This is a genomic window from Saccharothrix australiensis, from assembly GCF_003634935.1.
GTDB lineage: Bacteria > Actinomycetota > Actinomycetes > Mycobacteriales > Pseudonocardiaceae > Actinosynnema > Actinosynnema australiense.
The window spans coordinates 6,179,446-6,198,766 of record NZ_RBXO01000001.1; the positions used below are offsets into that span (position 1 = coordinate 6,179,446).

Below are 19,321 nucleotides of genomic sequence, written 5' to 3' on the forward strand. Positions count from 1 at the left end.
CGAAGGAGGGCAAATCCAACACAGCGAGGCCGCGTCGGTGGTTCGCGGCGCGGGTTTCGCCGATCACGCTCTTCGATCGGCGCAACCCGCCCCGCGAGGCGCCGACTAACAGGCGGCCGAGCCGCCCGACGGAGTCGGGCCATTCAACACAGACTCGGCCCGTACAGCACAACCATCGCCTCCAGCGTCCCCTTCATCCGCTCGCGCAGTTCCAGCGGTTCGACCACCTCCAGATCCGGCCCCAGCCGCAGCAGGTCGACCAGCGCGTGGTCCAGCGACTCGACCGGCACGCGCACCGTCGTCCACTCGCCGGTCGGCACGACGCCCTCCAGCGCCCGCGCCGCCACCGCACCCAGCAGGCAGCGCGCCCGCGCCAGACCGGTGGCCGTCAACCGCACGGTGACCTCCACCGGGTACATGCGCCGCTCGAACTCCACGGACCAGCCCGCCCAGAAGTCGGCCAGGTCGAACCCCTCGGGCGGGTCGAACGGCTCCCCGGTGTCGCGCACGTCGAGCACCCTGGACACGCGGTAGGTGCGCGGCTCGCCGGACACCTCGGCCACCAGGTACCACAGGCCGCCCTTGAGCACGATGCCCAGCGGCCCGACGACCCGCTCGACCTCGGCGTCCGGGCCGCCCCACCGCCGGTACCGGACGCGCAGGCGACGCCGGCTCCACACCGCGTCGGCGACGACGGTCAGGAACGGCGCCTCCTCCGCCTGGCGGAACCAGCCGGAGGTGTCCAGGTGGAACCGCTCGCGGATGCGCCCGGCCCGCGAGCGCAGCTCCGGCGGCAGGGCGGCCAGCAGCTTGAGCTGCGCGGCGGCCACCACCTCGCCCAGGCCCAGCTCGGACGCCGGGCCGGGCATCCCGGTGAGGAAGAGCGAGTCCGCCTCCTGCCCGGTCAGGCCGGTGAGCCGGGTGCGGTAGCCGTCGAGCAGCCGGTAGCCGCCGGCGGGCCCCCGGTCGGCGTAGACGGGTACGCCCGCCGCGCCCAGCGCCTCCACGTCCCGGTACACCGTGCGGACCGACACCTCCAGCTCGTCGGCGAGTTCGCGCGCGGTCAGCCGGCCGCGGGACTGGAGCAGCAGGAGCAGCGAGAGCAGGCGGCCGGCGCGCATGACGCCGATTCTCCTCCCGTACCTGACACTCCCTGTCAGGTAGGTGCCGCAGGCTCGTCGGCATGAGCATTCGAGTCACCGGCACCGCCGAGCTGACCGGCTGGGACGAGCACACCTGGGACGGCAGGCGGTACGACGAGGTCACCGGGCCCAAGCAGACCGCGGGCGGCATGACCGCCGCCTACCTGGGCGACCTGGAGGGCAGCGGCGAGATGCGGTTCGTCATGTCCTACCCCGACGACGGGTCGTGCCGCTCCACCGGCTACGAGGTCGTGACCGGCACGCTGGCCGGCCGCTCGGGGACGTTCGTGCTGGAGCACGTCGGGACGTTCCGCGACGGCGTCGCCGAGCAGCGGTTCACCGTGGTCTCCGCGAGCGGCGGGCTGGCCGGGCTCACCGGCGTCGGCACGATCACGTGGGCGCCGGGCGGACCCGGCCGGTACGCGATCACCTGCCGGGCCCCGTGGCGGCCGGCCGGGTGATTGGCAGCCGCGCCGCCGGCGGGTGTACTGCCACCGGGAGGTGCGGGTGGAGGAGTCGGTCGTCAACACCGTCCGGGACGCGCACGGGAACGTGGTGCAGGCCGGGACCATCCACGGTGGCGTGCACTTCGGTCCGCCGCCGCCGTTCCGGGTCGACCCGTGGCGTGCCGCGCCCGCGCCGCTGCCCGGCGACCCGGCCCGGCAGCCCAGCCTGCTGCTCGGGGCCGCCGGCGAGGTGGTGCCGTTCGGCGGGCGGGACGACGAGCTGCGCGAGCTGGCCGCGTGGCGGGATGCCACGCCGGGGCTGTCGGTGCTGCTGCTGCACGGTCCGGGCGGGCAGGGCAAGACGCGGCTCGCCGCCCGGTTCGCGGCGCTGTCCGCCGACGCCGGGTGGTCGGTGTTCGCCGCCCGCGACTCGCCCGGCCCGCCCACGTCACCGGAGGGCGACGTGCTGGTGGTCGTGGACTACGCCGACCGCTGGCCGTACCGGCACCTGACCGCGCTGGTGGAACGGCTCGCCGAGGGCGCCGGGCGGGCCCGCGTGCTGCTCGTGGCCCGCACGGCGGGCTGGTGGCAGGCGGTGGCGGGCCGCGCCGAGCACCTGGGCCTGCACGTCGACGCGCTGCCGCTGGGCCCGCTGGGCGAACCGGACCGGCCGGCGGCGTTCGCGGCGGCCCGCGACCGGTTCGGCGAGGTGCTGGGCGCGCCCACGGCGGACGGCCCACCGACGTCGCTGGCCGGCCGGGCGTTCGGCTCGGTCCTGACGGTGCACATGGCGGCGCTGGTCACCGTCATGGAGGCCCGCGAGCGCACCACCGGCGTGCCCACCGACCCGGAGGGCATGGCCGCCTACCTGCTGCGCCGCGAATACCGGGGCTGGCGGGAGCTGGTCGAGCGCGGCGAGGGCTTCCGGACCGCGCCGGACGAGCTGGCCCGGATCGTGGCGGCGGCGGTCGTAACCGGACCGGTGCCCGCCGCGCGCGGCGACGCGCTGCTGGCCGCGCTCGGGCTGCCGGCGACCGCCGCGCGCGACCACCGGGCGTGCTACCCGCCGCACGACCCCGGCGACGTGCTCGAACCGCTCTACCCGGACCGCCTCGCGGAGGACTTCCTGGCGCTGCTGCTGCCGGGCCACCGGGCGCGCGGGTTCGACGCCGAGCCGTGGACCGCGCCGCTGCTGGCCAGGGTCGCCACCCTCGCGCCCGGCGGCGCGCCCGCCAACCGGCGCGTGGTCACCGCCCTGGCCGCCGCCGCCGAGCGGTGGCCGCACGTCGCCGCCCACCTGGCGGACCTGCTGCGCGCCGAGCCGGCGGTGGCGGTGCGGGAGGGCGGCGCGGCGCTGGAGGCCCTGGCCGCCTGCCCCGTCGACCCGGCCGCGCTGACCGCCGTGGAGGCGTGCTTCCCGCCCGGCCCGGACGTGGACCTCGACGTCGGCATGGCGGCGGTCGCCGAGCGCGTCGTCGGCGACGACCCGGACCGCCTGCGGGCGTTGGGCAGGCGACTGGCCGCCGCGGGCCGCCTGGAGGACGCCGTGCGCGCGGCGTGGCGGGCGGTCGCGGACCTGGCCGACCCCGCCGACGCGCTGACCGACCTCGGCGAGTGGCTGACCGCGCTGGGCCACCGCGAACAGGGGCTGGCGTGCACGCGGCGGGCCGTGGCGACCGCCGCCGAGCCGGCGCGGGCGCTGGCGAACCTGAGCGCGCAGCTCGCGGGCCTCGGCCTGCGCTCGGAGGCGGTCGAGGCGGGTGAGCGGGCGGTGGCCCGGCACCGCGCCCTCGACGGCCGGTCGACCGACCTGGCGCGGGTGCTGGCCGACGTGGGCCGGGCGCTGGCCGAGGTGGGCCGGGCGGAGGAGGCGACCGCGCACCTGCGGGAGGCGGTCGCGCTGTTCGCGGCGGCGGGTGAGCGGCCCGCCCTGGCCGCCGCGCTCACCGGCCTCGCGGAGACCGCGTCGGACAGCGGTCCGGCCGGCGGACCCGACAGCGGTCCGGCCGGCGGACCGGGCAGCAGGGCGGGCATCGGTTGGGCCGGCGGTTCGGCCGGCGGTTCGGCGGAGGCGGTCGACGCGGCCCGCACGGCGGTCGGGCTCGCCCGCGACCTGGTCCGGCGCAACTCCCGCGCGCACCGCCCCCTGCTGGCCCGGTCCCTGGCGGCCCTGGGCGGGCTGACCCGCGACCCGGTCACGGCGGCGGAGGCGGTCGACCGGTGGCGCGAACTGGCCGCCGAGCACCCCCGCGCGCACCTGCCGTCGCTCGCCGACGCGCTGGTCACCCTCGGCGGGCTGACGACCGGCGACGCCGCCGAGCACGCCCTCGACGAGGCCATCCGCGGCTACCGGCGGCTCTCGGCGGTCAACCCGCTGCCGCACGAGCGGCGACTGCTGTCCGCCGTGGCCGCGCTGGCGGCGCTGCGACCGGACGCCCGGCGGTGGCGGCCGCGCGACGGCCGCTCACCCGACACCGACGCCCTGTTCAACCGCGGTGTCCGGGCCGCGCGGGCCGGCCGGCCGCGCCGGGCCCGCCGCCACTACCTGCGGGCCGCCCGCGCCGGCCACGCCTACGCCATGGTCAACCTGGGGCACCTCGGCCCGCCCGCCGCCGCCGAGCGCTGGTGGCGCGCCGCCGTCGACCGCGGCGTCACGTCCGCGCTGCTCCTCCTCGGCGCGCTGTGCGAGGAGCAGGGCAGGCTCGCCGAGGCGAAGGACTGGTACCACCGCGGCGCGCTGGCCGGCGCGCCCGACGCGATGGTCCGGCTCGCCCGGCTCCTCGCCGCCGGGGGCGACGACGTCGCCGCACAGGGCTGGTTCGAGGCCGTCGCCGCGACGGGCGACGTCGCGGGCGACCACGGCCTCGGCGCCCTCCTCCTCGACCAGGGCACCCCCGACCGGGCCGAACCGCACCTGACCAGGGCCGCCGAGTTCGGCCACCTCGACGCGGCGGTGCTGCTCGGCGACCTCCTCGCCCGCCGGGGCGACGGGGAGCGGGCCCGCCACTGGTACCGGCGGGCCGCCGCCGCGGGCCACGAGGACGCCCGGCGGCGCCTGGCCGGCGCGCCGCCACCGCCACCGCCGCCCGACCGGCACCCGGTGGTCGGCGCGGCGCGGGAGCTGGACATCCCGGCGTTCGAGGTCAGCGGCGTCGGCGCGGTCGACCTGGCCGCCGCGCTGCTGGACCGGCACGCCGACGAGCTGGTGGCGGCCGGCGACCTGGCCGGCGCGCGCGACGTCTACCTGGAGGAAGCCCGCCGCCACCGCGTCCTGCTCGCCGGGCGGGCCGTACCGGTCAGCCCGCGGATGGCGGACGCGCTCACCTTCCACCTCGCCACGGCGCTGACCCGCGCGGGTTCGCTGGCGGGCAGGCTGCGCTCACCGGCCGCGCTGGAGCACACCGCCGAGGGGCTGGCCCTGTTCCGCGGGCTCGGCGACGCGGACCTGCGCGTGCGGTCGTCGCTGGCGCAGTGCCTGCGCATCTACGCGGCGGTGCGGATCGCCCGCGGCGCCGAGTGGGACGAGGCGTGCGCGGCGGCCCGCGAATCCGTCGACCTGCTCACCGCGCTCGCCGACGAGGCCCCCGACGCGTTCACCCGCGAGGCCGACCTCTCCCGGCAGACCCTCGCCCTGTGCCTGGAACACCGCCCGTAGCCGACCGCGCCCGCGTGCTGGGGACGCCACCCGCGGGCGACGTCCCCGGCGCACCGCGAACGGCTCAGCTCCCGAAGGCGGACACCGGCGGGCACGAGCACACCAGGTTCCGGTCGCCCTTGGCGCCGTCGATGCGCCGCACCGGCGGCCAGACCTTCGGCGCGGACGTCCCCGCCGGGAACACCGCGACCTCCCGGCTGTACGGGTGGTCCCACTCGCCGGTCACCGACGCGGCCGTGTGCGGCGCGTTGCGCAGCGGGTTGTCGTCCACCGGCCACTCGCCCGACCCGACCCGGTCGATCTCGCCCTTGATCGCGATCATCGCGTCGATGAACCGGTCGATCTCGGCGAGGTCCTCGCTCTCCGTCGGCTCGACCATCAGCGTGCCCGCCACCGGGAACGACATGGTCGGCGCGTGCAGGCCGTAGTCGGCGAGCCGCTTGGCCACGTCGTCCACGGTCACGCCGGTCGCCTTGGTGATGGCCCGCAGGTCCAGGATGCACTCGTGGGCCACGAACCCGCCCTCGCCGGTGTAGAGGACCGGGAAGTGCTCGTCCAGCCGCCGCGCCACGTAGTTCGCCGCCGCCACCGCCGTCAGCGTCGCCCGGCGCAGGCCGTCGCCGCCCATCATCCGCACGTAGGCCCACGAGATCGGCAGGATCGACGCCGAACCCCACGGCGCGGCGCTGATCGGGCCGACCCCGGTCGCCGGGCCCGCCGACGGCTGGAGCGGGTGGTTGGGCAGGAACGGCGCGAGGTGCGCGCGCACGCCGATCGGGCCGACACCGGGGCCGCCGCCGCCGTGCGGGATGCAGAACGTCTTGTGCAGGTTCAGGTGCGACACGTCCGAGCCGAACTTGCCGTATCGGGCGAGGCCGATCAGCGCGTTGAGGTTCGCGCCGTCCACGTACACCTGGCCGCCCGCGTCGTGCACCAGCCCGCACACCTCGCGCACGGTGTCCTCGTACACGCCGTGCGTCGACGGGTAGGTGATCATGATCGCGGCGAGGTCGTCGCGGTGCGCCCCGACCGTCTCGCGCAGGTGGTCCAGGTCGACGTTGCCCCGGTCGTCGCACTTCACCACGACGACCTTCATGCCCGCCATCACCGCCGACGCGGCGTTCGTGCCGTGCGCGGACGACGGGATCAGGCACACGTCGCGGTGCGCCTCGCCCCGCGACCGGTGGTAGGCGCGGATCGCCAGCAGGCCCGCGAACTCGCCCTGGCTGCCCGCGTTGGGCTGCAACGACACCGCGTCGTACCCGGTGACCTCGGCCAGCCACGCCTCCAGGTCCCGCACCAGCGACAGCAGGCCGGCCGCGTCCTCGGCGGGCGCGAACGGGTGCAGCTCGGCGAACTCCGGCCACGTCACCGGCTCCATCTCGGCCGTGGCGTTGAGCTTCATGGTGCACGAGCCGAGCGGGATCATGCTGCGGTCCAGCGCCACGTCCTTGTCCGACAGCGCCCGCAGGTAGCGCAGCAGGGCCGTCTCGGAGCGGTGCGCGTGGAACACCGGGTGGGTCAGGTAGTCCGAGGTGCGGCGCAGGTCCGCCGGGATGCCGTCGGCCGTGTCGGCGTCCAGCCCGTCGACGTCGGACACCGTCACCCCGAACGCCTTCCACACCGCCGACAGGTCGTCGCGCGTCGTGGTCTCGTCGCACGCGATCGAGACGACGTCCGCGTCCACCTGCCACAGGTTCACGCCCAGGTCGCGGGCGGCGGCCACGACCTCGGCGGCCCGGCCCTCGACCCGTGCCCGCACGGTGTCGAAGAAGTCGCCGTGCACGACCTCGACGCCGCCCTCGCACAGCCCGGCGGCCAGCACGGTCGCCATGCGGTGCGCGCGGGTCGCGATCGCCGCCAGCCCCTCCGGCCCGTGGTACACCGCGTACATCGACGCCATCACCGCGAGCAGCACCTGGGCGGTGCAGATGTTGCTGGTCGCCTTCTCCCGGCGGATGTGCTGCTCACGCGTCTGCAACGCGAGCCGGTAGGCGGGCGAGCCGTCCGCGTCCACCGACACGCCGACGAGCCTGCCCGGCAGCTGCCGCTCCAGCCCCTGCCGCACCGCCATGTACCCGGCGTGCGGCCCGCCGAACCCCATCGGCACGCCGAACCGCTGGCTCGTGCCCACCACGACGTCCGCGCCGATCTCGCCGGGCGGGCGCAGCAGCGTCAACGCCAGCAGGTCCGCCGCGACGACGACCTGCGCGCCGGCCGCGTGGATCTCCTCGACCAGCGCCGCCTGGTCCCGGACCACGCCGGACGCGCCGGGGTAGGACAGCAGGACGCCGAAGAAGTCGCCGCCCAGCCCCAGCCCCTCCAGGCCCTGCGACAGGTCGGCGGTGACCACCTCGATGCCCAGCGGCTCGGCGCGGGTCCCGATCACGGCCAGCGTCTGCGGCAGCGTGTCGACGTCCACCACGAACCGGTTCGACCTGTGCCTGCCCGCCCGGCGGACCAGCGTCATCGCCTCGGCGGCGGCCGTCGACTCGTCCAGCATGGACGCGTTGGCCAGCGGCAGGCCCGTCAGGTCGGCCACCGCGGTCTGGAAGTTCAGCAACGCCTCCAGCCGCCCCTGCGAGATCTCCGGCTGGTACGGCGTGTACGCCGTGTACCAGGCCGGGTTCTCCAGCACGTTGCGGCGGATCACCGGCGGCGTGACGGTGCCGTGGTAGCCCAGGCCGATCATCTGCTTGAGCGGGCGGTTGCGGGACGCCAGCGCGCGCAGCTCGGCCAGCGCCTCGGTCTCGGTGGCCGGCGCGGGCAGGCCCAGCACCAGGTCCCGCTCGCGGATCGACTCCGGCACGGCGCGCTGCGCCAACTCCTCCAACGACCCGACGCCGATGACGTCGAGGATCCGCGCCAACTCGGCGGGTCGGGGACCGACGTGGCGGTCGGCGAACGGCGTGCCGTGCTCAAGAGCAGCGAGGGGGATGCGGTCCTGCGTCATTGATACGCCTCCGGGGCCGGGCCGTTTCCTTCTGCGGAAACACTGGTGCCGTTGCCCTCCCCCTCTGTCTTCCGCCCGAACCGGGCGCCTGAGAGCTTCACCCGGCGTGCGGGCTTGCACCGTCGGCGGGGTCGGTGGCCCGACCCGCTTTCCAGAGGCGTCTCACCCGCGCGGTCCTTGCGCCTGAGAGGTTCCGGGGAGGATTTGCTCCTTCGGCGCCGAGACGGACTCGGACTCTCCCGCACGGGATAAAGCGACTACCCGCGAATGGTACCCGGCGGGCCGGACCGCGAAGCCGCGGAGGCGACGCGGATCTCAGGCGGGCGCGTCACCCGATGGCCCTGGTGCGCCGCCGCCGCGACAGCTCGTCGTTGGGCGCCTCGTCGACCTCCAGGCCGTCCGCGCGCTCGGCGGGGAACTCGTGGATCGTGCCGCTGATCTCCCGCATGGCGCCGCTGACCGCGATCCCGAACACCCCCTGCCCGCCCTGCAACAGGTCGACGACCTCCTCCGGCGAGGTGCACTCGTAGACCGTCGTGCCGTCGCTGAACAACGTGATGCGCGCCAGGTCCTGCACCCCGCGCCGCCGCAGGTGGTCGACGGCGACCCGGATGTTCTGCAACGAGACCCCGGTGTCCAGCAACCGCTTGACGACCTTCAGGACGAGGATGTCCTTGAACGAGTACAGCCGCTGGCTGCCGGACCCGTGCGCGCTCCTTATGGTCGGGTTGACCAGTCCGGTGCGGGCCCAGTAGTCGAGCTGGCGGTAGGTGATGCCGGCGATCTGGCACGCGGCGGGCCCCCGGTAGCCGACGAGTTCGTCCGGCAGCGAGGAGTCCGGGAACAGCTCACCCTGTTCGCCGGTCCCGGCCCGGATGGGCGCTTCCTCGACCACGCCTGCCTCCCCTCGGTCCGGCTGCACAGCCGGCGACCAACGTGAAGCCGCCAGCGGTGCTCGAATCACACCGTGGCAATTCACCTGAGTTCGACGGTAAGACCGCCTAGGGGGCAGGTCAACGCGACGCGCTGAGCGTGTCGCACCTCAACCTCAACCTGAGGTTGAGAGAGTCGGCCGATGTAAGCCATTCGGGTGACGTTTAGTGATCGTTTAGCGCAACACCACTGACGTTGTGTAATCCAGAGGTGTGACACCGGGGGGTGGCACGCGGGGCTGATCCACAACGCACCGCACACGCCACGGGGGGCCGCTCCACTTCGCGGATGGACCGGCACCCCGTGGTCCCCGCTCCGTCACCCACCCACACCACTGCCGCGCCAGGCGCCCCGCCGGCAACACGCCCTCGGCGCGCCGCGCGCCGCCCGCGCAGACCTCCGGCTCCGTGTTCTCCCCGTATGGCCTGCCCGTCCGGCGAGGACGCTTTTACGCTTCGACACCCTGCCGCACCGAACCCTCACCGGGCCGCGATACCGACCTCACGCGGCCGAGCCCGGCAGCCCCGGCCTCACGTGTCCGCGCCGCGGAAGTCCTCCGGCGACACCGAGTCGAGGAACTCGCGGAACTTCTCGACCTCGTCCTCCTGCTCGTCCGGGATGATCAGGCCGGCTTCCGCCAGCACGGCTTCCTCGGCGTGGATCGGCACCCCGATCCGCAGGGCCAGCGCGACCGAGTCGCTGGGCCTGGCCGACACCCGGACGTCACCGTCGAACACGAGCTCGGCGAAGTAGGTGCCCTCCTGGAGGTCCGTGATCCGGACCTGCTCCAGCTGCCGCCCCAACGCCCCGATCACGTCCTTGAGCAGGTCGTGGGTCAACGGCCGCGCGGGCCGGACGCCTTGTTGCTCCAGGGCGATGGCGGTGGCCTCGACCGACCCGATCCAGATCGGCAGGTAGCGCTCCCCCTCGGTTTCGCGCAGCAGCAGGATCGGCTGGTTGGCGGGCAGTTCCACCCGCACGCCCACGACGCGCATCTCGCTCATCGGGTCTCGCCTCCCTCAGCGCGCTGAAATTCTGGCGTCCCCGTTCCGAACGAGGATCTCCCATCTCCAGTTTCGACGCTACCCGCCAAGCGGGCTCTGTGCGCAACCACCGGGTACCACCGGATCACAATGCGGACACGGCTTCACCTGGGCGAAACCCGACCACCTGCGACGTCGCGGAGGCCCGTCTTCACCAGCAGTGTGTGCAGCGTTACGGAAAGCGCGGCGACTTCACGCGCGACCTCGTCCGCGCCCGCCCGGTGCGGGACGACCTGGTCGACCAGCCCCACGACGCGGTCGGCGGCGGCCCGGAACGCGCGCAGGTGGCGCGGTTCGAGCCCGCGCTCGGTCATGGCCCGGACGGTGAGGGCGACCTGGACCGCGTCCTGGTCGTAGACACCGGCCCTGATCAGGCCGGCCCGCTCCACCTCGGCGAGCACCGACGGGTCGAGCCCGGACCGGGCCAGCAGCTCCTCCCGGCTGATCCGGGACCCGGCCGGCGCCGCGAACCGGGCCGCGCACTGGTCCGCGAACAACCCCGCCGGGAACGACGACTGCCCCGCCGGCGGCTCCACGACCTGCCTCATCGGGGACACACCACCGACACCGGCACGGACGCCACCGGCCGCCACACCACCGACCGCCGACGCACCACCGGCCACCGCGGCGCCATCGACCACCGCGCCGTCGACCGCCACACCGTCCGCAGCCGCACCGAGCGCCGACGCACCGACCGCGGCCGCACCACCGGCAGCCACCCCGTCGACCGCGCGCAACGCGCGGGCGGACCCGCCCGCGTCCACCGCGTCCAGGTGCTCCTTGATGACCTTCAACGGCAGGTACCGGTCACGTTGCGCGGCCAGCACGAACCGCAGCCGCTCGACGTCGGCCGCGGTGAACTGCCGGTACCCCGAGGCAGTGCGCGCCGGGCGGACCAGGCCCTCCGACTCCAGGAAACGGATCTTGGAGATCGTGACGTCGGGGAAGTCCGATCGCAACTGCGCGAGCACCGCGCCGATGCTCAGACCCCCGCGCTGTGGCCGCCCGGCCGCCGTCACTGCGCCCCCTGACCCCCGGCGCCCGGACCGGTCAGGAACACGAGGCGGAACTTGCCGATCTGCACCTCGTCGCCGTTGGCGAGCACCGCCTGGTCGACGGGCTCGCGGTTGACGTAGGTGCCGTTCAGGCTGCCCACGTCGATCACCACGAACTCGCCGCCCTCGCGGCGGAACTCGGCGTGCCGGCGGGACACCGTCACGTCGTCGAGGAAGATGTCGCTGTCGGGGTGCCTGCCCGCGCTGGTGGTGTCCCGGTCCAGCAGGAACCTCGAACCCGCGTTCGGACCGCGCTTGACCACGAGCAGGGCGGACCCCGCCGGCAGCGCGTCGACGCCGGCGACCGCCGGCTCCTGGGCGGGCGCTTCGGCGCCCTCTACCTCGGCGAGGAAGTCCGCCCGGAAAACGGAGGTCCGCTCCGGGGACTGCTCGGGCGGAACGCCTGGCCCGTCGTTCGTGCTCACCTGAGCTCTCCTCCTGCTGCTGGAACCGTCGAGACCGCTAGAACCTATCGTGCCCGACCCCTGGTCCGAGGAGCGGCTCCCCCACCGACCGAAGAGCTTCCGGAAGATCGACGTCACTCCGCGGCCGCCAGCTCCTGGTACGCGGCGGCGTCGAGCAGGTCGTCGACCGCGGCGGGGTCCGCCAACCGCAGCTCCACCATCCACCCCTCGCCGTACGGGTCGGTGTTGACCAGGTCCGGTTGCTGGTCGAGCGAGTCGTTGCGGGCCACCACCTCGCCCGCGAGCGGGGCGTAGAGGTCCGACACGCTCTTGGTGGACTCCACCTCACCGAGCGTCTGGCCCGCGGTCACCTGCTCGCCGAGCTCCGGGAGCTGGACGAACACGACTTCACCAAGCTGCTCCTGGGCGTAGTCGGTGATGCCGACGCGCACGGTGTCCTCACCGGTGCGCAGCACCCACTCATGTTCCTCGGTGTACTTGAGCTCCTCGGGAATCACCGCGGTGCGCTCCTTCATGACGGTGGATCTTCGCTGCCGGATCTTCCCACGACCGGTTCAGACCGGCGCGACCCCCGGCGGTCTGCGCAGCGCCAGGAAGAACTGGTAGACGTACAGGGCGCCGGACCACAGGTACAGCGCGCTGCCCCACACCATGAACGCGTAGGCCACCGGCCGGGCGACCTGGGCGGCGGTGGACGTGCCCTGCGCGAGCAGCAGCATGGGGAACGCGTACAGCAGGTTGAACGTGGCGCCCTTGCCGAGGTAGCTGACCTCGAACGGGCCGTAGCCGCGCGCCCGGAGCACCGGCAGGCACGCGCCGACCACCAGCTCGCGGCCCACCAGCACGGCCGCCACCCACCACGGCACGATGTCGCGCACCACGAACGCCACGAGCGTGGCCAGGATGTACAGGCGGTCGGCGGCCGGGTCGAGCAGCGCGCCCAGGCGGCTCATCTGGTCCAGCCAGCGCGCGACCTTGCCGTCCAGCCAGTCCGAGAGCCCCGCCGCCACCAGGACCACCAGCGCCCAGCCGTCGGCGTGCGGGCCGAGCAGCAGGTACAGGAACAGCGGCACGCCGAGGAGCCGCAGCACGCTGAGCGCGTTCGGGATGGTCAGCAGCCGGTCGGCGGGATCTCGCGGCACACCGGAACTGTATTTGGGCCCGGCCCGGCGCGGTACGGCGGGCTCACCGGGCGGGTCGGCGCTGAACCGGTACAGCCGGGGATCAAGCGCGGCGGGCCGGGAGGTCACGAGCGGGGTGCGCCCGCGACCCCGGCGGGCCCGGATGACGCGGTCGGGCCACGCGTGCGACTCCCCAGTGCGGTCGCCCGCGGCCCGACGCGGCGGTCAGTGCGACCGGGTCCGGCTCCACCCGCGCCGCTGCAACTGCTCGCCGCTGAGCGCGTGCGGGCGTCCGCGGTCGTCCACCCCGACCCAGCGGGCGCGGAAACCTTCGAGCACGTACGCGTGGCCCTTGCTCCAGACCACGCTGCACGGGGCGGTGGGCAGCGCTCCCGCGCCGTTCGGGACGGCGCGCGCCGCCCTGCGCTTCGCGGGCTCGGACTCGGTTTCCGTTCTGGTGCTCATCACAATCCCTCCACCAGGGGTGTCGGCCGCGCCCCTCGCGGCGTTAACCCCTGCCCCGGATTCTGCGCGAACTGTGGCGTCCGCCACCCCCGTTCCGCCGCGCACCGCGTTCATCGGGCGGTTCGGTCGCCGAGTTGCGCGACGACCTTCCCCCGAGGTGTAGCCGACGACACGTCGGGCGGACCGCTCACCGTCCGCCGACGGCCGCACGCCGACGCCGCGATTACACTGGAGCTGATCAAGACGCCATCTGCCCGCTTGTGGCGCCCACGCGGGCTCCGTACGGTGGGTGGCGCAGCGGTTGAGCCAACAGCCGCGCCGGGGAAGCTCCGGCTTACGGGCCTCCAGTGCCGCCACGCTGCGATTTCGTGCTCGGCGCGTCCGCACGCCTGGGCTTCCCTCCCCAGCGGTAACAGGTGAAGAGGAGTCCCTCGTGACGGTTCAGGATCCGAACGTCGTGGCGACGAGCGGAGCCGGGTCCGCCTCCGACGACGCACGCGCCGGGCGGGTGGTCCGCTCGGTCGAACGACCGGTTGACGGAGTGACGGTGGTCGCCGCCACCGGGGAGATCGACATGCTCACGGCGCCCGACCTGCGCGCCGACGTCCTCGGCCGGATGGAGGACGCCGCCACGCTCGTGCTGGACATGTCGTCGGTGAGCTTCCTCGGCTCGGCCGGCCTCGCGGTGCTGGTGGAGGCGTCCCAGCACGCCAAGCGCCGCGGCACGGCGTTCCGGGTGGTCGCCGTCGAGCGGGCCGTGACCCGGCCGCTGGCCGCGACCGGCCTCGGCGAGGTGTTCAGCGTGTACGGCTCGGTGGCTGAGGCGCTGGCGGCGGACGGCGAGCCGGCTGCGGGCTAGCGTGCGCCACCAGGTCCACGACCTGGTCCACACCGGCGGCGACGAGCGCCGCGTGCGCCGCCCCGTCACCAGGGGCGCGCACCACGACCCGGTTGCCCGCCATCGCCGCGGCCTCCGCGATCCCCCGGAGGCTGCGCACCATCCCCTCGTTGCGGGCGCCGAGCCCGCGCAGGTCGACGACGATCGGCACGGAACCGCCCCTGGCGGCGGTGAGGATGCGGCGGCGCACGGACGGGCCCGCCCGCGCAGGCACGTCGCCGACCACGACGACCTCCACCCACCCGGCCCGCACCGACACCAGCACCTGGTCGGTCGGCGGCGGGCGGAAGGTGCCGCCCGCGGTGTGGTCCGGGTTGAGCACGAGCGTCACCCTGGTGCCGTCGGCGGCGCGCTCCACCAGCACCTCGTCCACGTTCTCGCGCATCAGCAGCAGGCCGCGGCCCCGGTCGGACAGCTCGACCGGCGGCACCCGCCAGCGGCCCTCGTCGGACACCACCACGCGCACGGACCCGTCCGGGCGCGCGTCGGCCTCGACGCGCACCGGGCCGGGCGCGTCGTCCGCGTAGGCGTGCTCGACGGCGTTGCTCACGGCCTCGTTCACCGCGATGATCAGGTCGTACCGGTCGTCCTCGGGCACGCCCGCGGCGACCAGCCACCTGTCCAGTTGGGTGCGGACCAGTGAGAGCCGTGCGGCGTCGGCCGGGATCTCCACCCGCCAGTGGTGGTCCGCGAGTCGATCGGTCAAAGGGCCTCCCCGTGGGCGCAACAAGAAGTCTTCCCAGGACGGGCGGGCGTTACACGTGTGAGGTTCGATCAGTTCGGGTACCGATAGCTTCAGCACCGCCGAGACAGAAACGGACGATGAGGTGAGCGTGTCGCACACGGAGCCGCTGAGCGGCGATTCGGATGACCCCTTGGCCGGGGTGGAGTTGCGGATGGCCGCCGATCCCACCCAGCTGTCGATCGTCCGGGCGGTGGCGGCCGACATCGCCATGCGCCAGGACTTCGACCTGGACTCGATCGAGGACCTGAAGCTGGCGGTGGACGAGGCGTGCTCGACGCTCATCTCGCTGGCCGAGCCGAGCGCCGTGCTCAGCGCCCGGTTCATCGTGGTGAGCGGTGCCGTGCAGGTGTTCACCACGGTCGGCTCGAAGCGCTCGGCGCCGCCGGACCGGGACAGCTTCGGCTGGCGGGTGCTCAGCGCCCTGGTCGACTCGGTCACCACCTGGGTGGCGCCCCGCAACGACGCCTACGAGGTGCACATCGACCTCGTCAAGCGCTCGCAGGGGACGGCGTGACGGCATCCGACAACGGGGGCACCACGCGTTCGCAAGGGGACTACGACCACCTGGCGCCGCTGTTCGTGCGCCTGGCGGCGACCGCGCCCGGCGACCCCGAGCGGGAGCGCCTGCGCGACGAGCTGGTCACCGAGCACCTGCCGGTGGCCAGGCACATCGCCCGCCGGTTCGGCCACCGCGGCGAGCCGTACGACGACCTGGTGCAGGTGGCCACGGTCGGGCTCATCAACGCGGTGGACCGGTTCGACCCGGAGCGGGGCAGCGACTTCCTGTCCTTCGCCGTGCCGACCATCATGGGCGAGGTCCGCAAGTACTTCCGCGACTCGTCGTGGTCGGTGCGGATGCCGCGGCGGCTCAAGGAGCTGCACCTGGCGATCAACGCGGGGTCGGCGCGGCTGTCCCAGCAGCTCGGCCGCGCGCCGACGCCGTCGGAGCTGGCCGAGCACCTGGGGCTGAGCCGGGAGGAGATCCACGAGGGGCTCGCGGCGGGCAACGCCTACCACAGCGCGTCCCTGGACGACCTGCTGGTGGCCGACGACAGCTCCATCTCGCTGGGCAGCACGCTCGGCGAGGAGGACCCGGAGCTGGAGGCGATCGAGCAGCGCGAGGCGCTGCACCCGCTGCTGGAGAAGCTGCCGGAGCGGGAGCGGAAGATCGTCGTGATGCGGTTCTTCGGCAACATGACGCAGACGCAGATCGCGCAGAAGGTCGGGATCTCGCAGATGCACGTGTCGCGGCTGCTCGCCAAGACGTTGCGGCAGCTGCGCGACGGGCTCACGGAGTAGCGGCTTCGACGGTGCGCGGAGTGGCAGCCCGCACGAAGTCGCCTTGAGCAGGGGCCTTCATGGTGTCGCCCTGCGCCGCCATGGTGTTGCCCTGCGCCACGGCCTTCGCGGAGGCGCCGTATCGCCGCGCGCGACGCCCTCGGGCTCGCGCGCGGCTGCCGTTCTCGCGGGTTTCCCGGTTGTGGCCGGGCATTTCCCGGTTGTGGCCGCGCATTCCCGGTGACGTCCCGTGTGCGGGTGGATACCCGAGGTCACGCGCGTCGTCCGTGCCGGGATCGTGGGCCTGCCCACCGTGCCGGCGACCGGGTGACCGGACACCGGTGGCCCGACCGGTCGCGGAGTCGTCGACCCACCGCTCGCCGGGGCCACCACCGTCGGCCCGGAGCGGACGGCCTGCGACGGCAGGCCCGGACTCCGTGCGGGCGCGGGGTCCGGGCCTGTCGCAGGGGGCGTGCCGGCCGACGGGGGTCGCGTCGTCGCGACCACGGTCACGCGGCCACCCGGCGGCGGGCGGCGGCGATGATGCGGCGGCGCTCGTCCTCGCCCATGCCGCCCCAGACGCCGTACGGCTCCTGGACGGCCAGGGCGTGCTCCCGGCACTCGCGGAGCACCGGGCAGCGACCGCACAGCTGCTTGGCCTTCTCCTCGCGTGCCGCGCGGGCGGAGCCGCGCTCGTTGTCCGGGTGGAAGAAGACGGCGCTGTCGCGGCCTCGGCAGAGCCCTTCCTTCTGCCAGTCCCAGACGTCGGTCACGGGCTTGGGCAGGCGCGCGGTGCTGGTCATCTCGGGAATACCCCCTGCTGGAGTCGTTTCAGGTGCTGATCACGGCGTACCCCGGCGGACGGGTGGGACAAACGTTCCTGCCCCCGTTCGGGTTACCCCTGCGCGTCGGGTTCCTCCTGGGCGAGCCGCTCGTCCAGCGTCTCCCCTTCCCGCAGCTCACGGGGGGTGGGACGCCGGTCGGCGGCCGACCACCGCTCGGGCGGGTCCATGCCCTCCTCCAGCGGGTCGCGGTTCAGCTCGTCCTCGTCGAGCTGCTCGATCTCGTCCAGCGGCCGCTCGTCGGGATCGGTCGTCTCCGGATCGGTCAGGCCGGGCTCGGTCGTGTCGGGATCGGGCGTACCCGCCGCGGTCATCGCGCACCTCCGTCGATCAAGGGGGCCACCTCGCGGGCCCAGAACTCGAAGAACTCCCCCTGGCGGGGACCGATCTGCTGCACGTACACCTCGTCGAACCCCGCGTCGGCGTACTCCCGCACCGCCTTCGCGTACGGCTCGGGGTCGGGGCCGACGGGCAGCGCGCCCGCCACCATCTCCTCCGTGACGAGGGTCGACGCCTGCTCGAAGTGCCGCGGCGTGGGCAGCACCTGGGCCAGCTCACCGGGCAGCTGCTCGTTGGGCCACAGGCGGAACGCGGTCGCCGCGCCCTCCTCGGCGGTGGGCGCCCAGCACACCTTGAACCCGGCCTGCGTCGGTTTGCCGTGGCCGCCGGTCTCGTGGAACTTCCGCACCAGCGACGCGTCCGGCTTGGTGCTGCACAGGCCGTCGCCGATCCGCCCGGCCAGCGTCGCCGCCTTGGGACCGAACGCCGACACGTAGATCGGCACCGGCTCGTCGGGCAGCGTGTAGACGCGGGCGTTCTCCACGGTGTAGTGCCTGCCGCGGTGCTCGACGTCCTCGCCGGTGTGCAGCTTCCGGATCACCTCGACGGCTTCCTCCAGCATCTCCAGGCGACGCGGCGCGGACGGCCACGGGTCGCCGAGGATGTGCTCGTTGAGGGCTTCGCCGGAGCCGACGCCGAGCACGAACCGGCCCTCGCACTGCACGGCGGCCGTGGCGGCGGCCTGCGCGACGACGGCCGGGTGGGTGCGCATCGTGGGGCACGTGACGGCGGTCGTGATCGGCAGCGTCGTCACCTCCGACAGCGCCCCGATCACCGACCACACGAACGGGCTCTGGCCCTGCTCGTCGTTCCACGGGTGGAAGTGGTCGGAGATCCACAGCCGCCCGAACCCGGCGTCCTGGGCCTGCCTGGCCTGCCGGACCAGCTCGCGCGGCCCGTGCTCCTCACAGGAGAGGAAGTATCCGATGCTGACCATGTGGCGGGGTTACCCGCGCAGCAACTCCTGAACCTCGGTGCGCACGCCCTCCGCCACCGCGTCCCACGTCACCCCGGTCGGGCAACGCACCCGAAGTCGCGCACCGGCTCGTCGCCGGGTCGCGTGCCGAGCAGTCCGATCGAACCGGTCACACCGGACAGGTCGCCGGGCGGCACGTCCTTCCCCGGCAACGCCTCGGCGACACCCGCGCCGGCCGGATCAGAACGGCAGCAGCATCCGCCCGCCGAGCACCAGCGCCCCGATCGTGACGACCGCGAACAGCAGCACCCACAGCAACCCCGGCACGCGGGTGATGCGCGCCAACTGGTCGGCGTCGGAGTTCGGCGCCCGCCCGCGCAGGCGGCGGCTCTGCAACTCGCCCACCGGCCGCACCCCGCCCAACAGCAGGAACCAGGACACGAACAGGGCGAACGCCGCCTGCCACTCGGCCGTGGCGTACCAGGACACGGCGAACATCACCCCGCCCGTCGCCACCACCGACACCACGCCGAACAGGTTGCGGATCATCACCAGCATCCCGACCAGCAGCACGACCGTCGCCCACAGCAGCGGGCGCACCTGCCCGACGGTCACGAGCGCCGCCGCGCCGAGCCCGAGCAGCGACGGCGTCACGTACCCGGCCAGGTACATCAGCATCACGGCGAGCCCGGTCGGCCTGCCGCGCGACACGGTCACGCCGGAGGTGTCCGCGTTGAGCTTGATGCCCTCCAGCCGGCGGCCGGTGAGCAGCGCGACCAGGGCGTGCCCTCCCTCGTGCGCGATGGTGATCGTCGTGCGGCTCCACCGCCAGACACCGGGGCTGGCCACGACGACCAGGGCGAGCACGGCGGGCGTCCACTGCGCGAATGTCGACATCGCCGTCCAGGATGCCAGGCTCCACCCCGGACGCGGTCCGCACCCGTGCCGTCAACCGCGCGGCGACAACGCCTCGGTTTTCTTGGGTGGCACGGTCGTCGCTGATGTCGGTGACCGGTATCAGGCCGCCTGCCGCCGCGTCGACCGCGCTGCGCCGGACGCGCCGTT

The 19,321-nt window shown here is 74.3% G+C and carries 19 protein-coding genes and 1 riboswitch; of the genes, 5 read left to right on the forward strand and 14 right to left on the reverse strand.

Features of this window, described 5'->3' with window-relative positions; all coding sequences use genetic code 11:
- Positions 1 to 143: 143 nt before the first annotated feature.
- Positions 144 to 1,121: a helix-turn-helix transcriptional regulator gene (locus tag C8E97_RS26080; protein WP_121008087.1), complete on the reverse strand. Its 978-nt coding sequence runs from the start codon at positions 1,119 to 1,121 to the stop codon at positions 144 to 146.
- Between the two features lie 62 nt (positions 1,122 to 1,183).
- Between C8E97_RS26080 and C8E97_RS26085 the strand changes: the two genes are divergently transcribed.
- Together C8E97_RS26085 and C8E97_RS26090 are read left to right on the forward strand one after the other, a co-directional pair.
- Positions 1,184 to 1,603 carry a DUF3224 domain-containing protein gene (locus C8E97_RS26085; protein ID WP_121008088.1) on the forward strand — a complete coding sequence of 140 codons (420 nt, stop codon included), beginning with the start codon at positions 1,184 to 1,186 and terminating at the stop codon, positions 1,601 to 1,603.
- Positions 1,604 to 1,649: 46 nt separating this feature from the next.
- Complete coding sequence (locus C8E97_RS26090) at positions 1,650 to 5,243, forward strand: hypothetical protein (protein WP_147455238.1); 3,594 nt, start codon at positions 1,650 to 1,652, stop codon at positions 5,241 to 5,243.
- A 64-nt stretch (positions 5,244 to 5,307) separates the two neighbouring features.
- Here the strand turns inward: C8E97_RS26090 and gcvP are convergent, their stop codons facing one another.
- From gcvP to C8E97_RS26130, 8 genes are all read right to left on the reverse strand, one after another.
- On the reverse strand, positions 5,308 to 8,196 hold the full coding sequence (gene gcvP, locus C8E97_RS26095) for an aminomethyl-transferring glycine dehydrogenase (protein ID WP_121008090.1): 2,889 nt from the start codon (positions 8,194 to 8,196) through the stop codon (positions 5,308 to 5,310).
- A 161-nt stretch (positions 8,197 to 8,357) separates the two neighbouring features.
- A riboswitch (glycine riboswitch) is annotated at positions 8,358 to 8,448 on the reverse strand.
- A 76-nt stretch (positions 8,449 to 8,524) separates the two neighbouring features.
- Entirely contained in the window at positions 8,525 to 9,091 is a 567-nt protein-coding gene (locus C8E97_RS26100; RefSeq protein ID WP_121008091.1) for a MerR family transcriptional regulator, read from the reverse strand.
- 568 nt (positions 9,092 to 9,659) lie between these two features.
- A complete protein-coding gene (locus tag C8E97_RS26105; RefSeq protein WP_121008092.1) occupies positions 9,660 to 10,133 on the reverse strand; it encodes a bifunctional nuclease family protein in 474 nt (157 codons plus the stop codon).
- A gap of 143 nt (positions 10,134 to 10,276) precedes the next feature.
- On the reverse strand, positions 10,277 to 11,191 hold the full coding sequence (gene ftsR / locus C8E97_RS36295; protein ID WP_246019170.1) for a transcriptional regulator FtsR: 915 nt from the start codon (positions 11,189 to 11,191) through the stop codon (positions 10,277 to 10,279).
- Entirely contained in the window at positions 11,188 to 11,652 is a 465-nt protein-coding gene (gene garA / locus C8E97_RS26115) for a glycogen accumulation regulator GarA (RefSeq protein ID WP_015103832.1), read from the reverse strand. The genes ftsR and garA overlap by 4 nt, the downstream gene beginning before the upstream one ends.
- 113 nt (positions 11,653 to 11,765) lie before the next feature.
- Positions 11,766 to 12,167, reverse strand: a complete 402-nt coding sequence (gene gcvH / locus C8E97_RS26120; RefSeq protein ID WP_170211995.1) for a glycine cleavage system protein GcvH — start codon at positions 12,165 to 12,167, stop codon at positions 11,766 to 11,768.
- 39 nt (positions 12,168 to 12,206) lie between these two features.
- A complete protein-coding gene (clsA, locus tag C8E97_RS26125) occupies positions 12,207 to 12,794 on the reverse strand; it encodes a cardiolipin synthase ClsA (protein ID WP_121008093.1) in 588 nt (195 codons plus the stop codon).
- 204 nt (positions 12,795 to 12,998) lie between these two features.
- Positions 12,999 to 13,238 (reverse strand): hypothetical protein, encoded by a 240-nt coding sequence (locus C8E97_RS26130; protein WP_121008094.1) that lies wholly within the window; start codon positions 13,236 to 13,238, stop codon positions 12,999 to 13,001.
- Between the two features lie 547 nt (positions 13,239 to 13,785).
- Here C8E97_RS26130 and C8E97_RS26135 point away from each other — a divergent pair.
- On the forward strand, positions 13,786 to 14,097 hold the full coding sequence (locus tag C8E97_RS26135; protein WP_246019171.1) for an STAS domain-containing protein: 312 nt from the start codon (positions 13,786 to 13,788) through the stop codon (positions 14,095 to 14,097).
- On the opposite strand, the gene C8E97_RS26140 is transcribed toward C8E97_RS26135, so the two are convergent.
- The gene (locus C8E97_RS26140) at positions 14,036 to 14,842 is read right to left on the reverse strand and encodes an ATP-binding protein (RefSeq protein ID WP_121008096.1); all 807 of its coding nucleotides are present in this window, start codon (positions 14,840 to 14,842) and stop codon (positions 14,036 to 14,038) included. The two genes, C8E97_RS26135 and C8E97_RS26140, sit on opposite strands and share 62 nt — an antisense overlap.
- Before the next feature lie 127 nt (positions 14,843 to 14,969).
- On the opposite strand from C8E97_RS26140, the gene C8E97_RS26145 reads away from it, so the two are divergent.
- Both C8E97_RS26145 and C8E97_RS26150 read left to right on the forward strand, forming a co-directional pair.
- A complete protein-coding gene (locus C8E97_RS26145; protein WP_246019173.1) occupies positions 14,970 to 15,395 on the forward strand; it encodes an ATP-binding protein in 426 nt (141 codons plus the stop codon).
- Positions 15,392 to 16,180, forward strand: a complete 789-nt coding sequence (locus C8E97_RS26150; RefSeq protein ID WP_121008098.1) for a SigB/SigF/SigG family RNA polymerase sigma factor — start codon at positions 15,392 to 15,394, stop codon at positions 16,178 to 16,180. Before C8E97_RS26145 ends, C8E97_RS26150 begins: the two co-directional genes overlap by 4 nt.
- Positions 16,181 to 16,668: 488 nt before the next feature.
- On the opposite strand, the gene C8E97_RS26155 is transcribed toward C8E97_RS26150, so the two are convergent.
- The 4 genes from C8E97_RS26155 to C8E97_RS26170 form a co-directional block, all read right to left on the reverse strand.
- Complete coding sequence (locus C8E97_RS26155) at positions 16,669 to 16,962, reverse strand: WhiB family transcriptional regulator (protein ID WP_121008099.1); 294 nt, start codon at positions 16,960 to 16,962, stop codon at positions 16,669 to 16,671.
- Positions 16,963 to 17,054: 92 nt separating this feature from the next.
- Entirely contained in the window at positions 17,055 to 17,315 is a 261-nt protein-coding gene (locus C8E97_RS26160; protein ID WP_425470596.1) for a hypothetical protein, read from the reverse strand.
- On the reverse strand, positions 17,312 to 18,277 hold the full coding sequence (locus tag C8E97_RS26165) for a TIGR03557 family F420-dependent LLM class oxidoreductase (RefSeq protein ID WP_121008100.1): 966 nt from the start codon (positions 18,275 to 18,277) through the stop codon (positions 17,312 to 17,314). The genes C8E97_RS26160 and C8E97_RS26165 overlap by 4 nt, the downstream gene beginning before the upstream one ends.
- A gap of 219 nt (positions 18,278 to 18,496) precedes the next feature.
- Positions 18,497 to 19,153, reverse strand: coding sequence for a M50 family metallopeptidase (locus tag C8E97_RS26170; protein WP_121008101.1), 657 nt, complete (start codon positions 19,151 to 19,153; stop codon positions 18,497 to 18,499).
- Between the last annotated feature and the right edge of the window lie 168 nt (positions 19,154 to 19,321).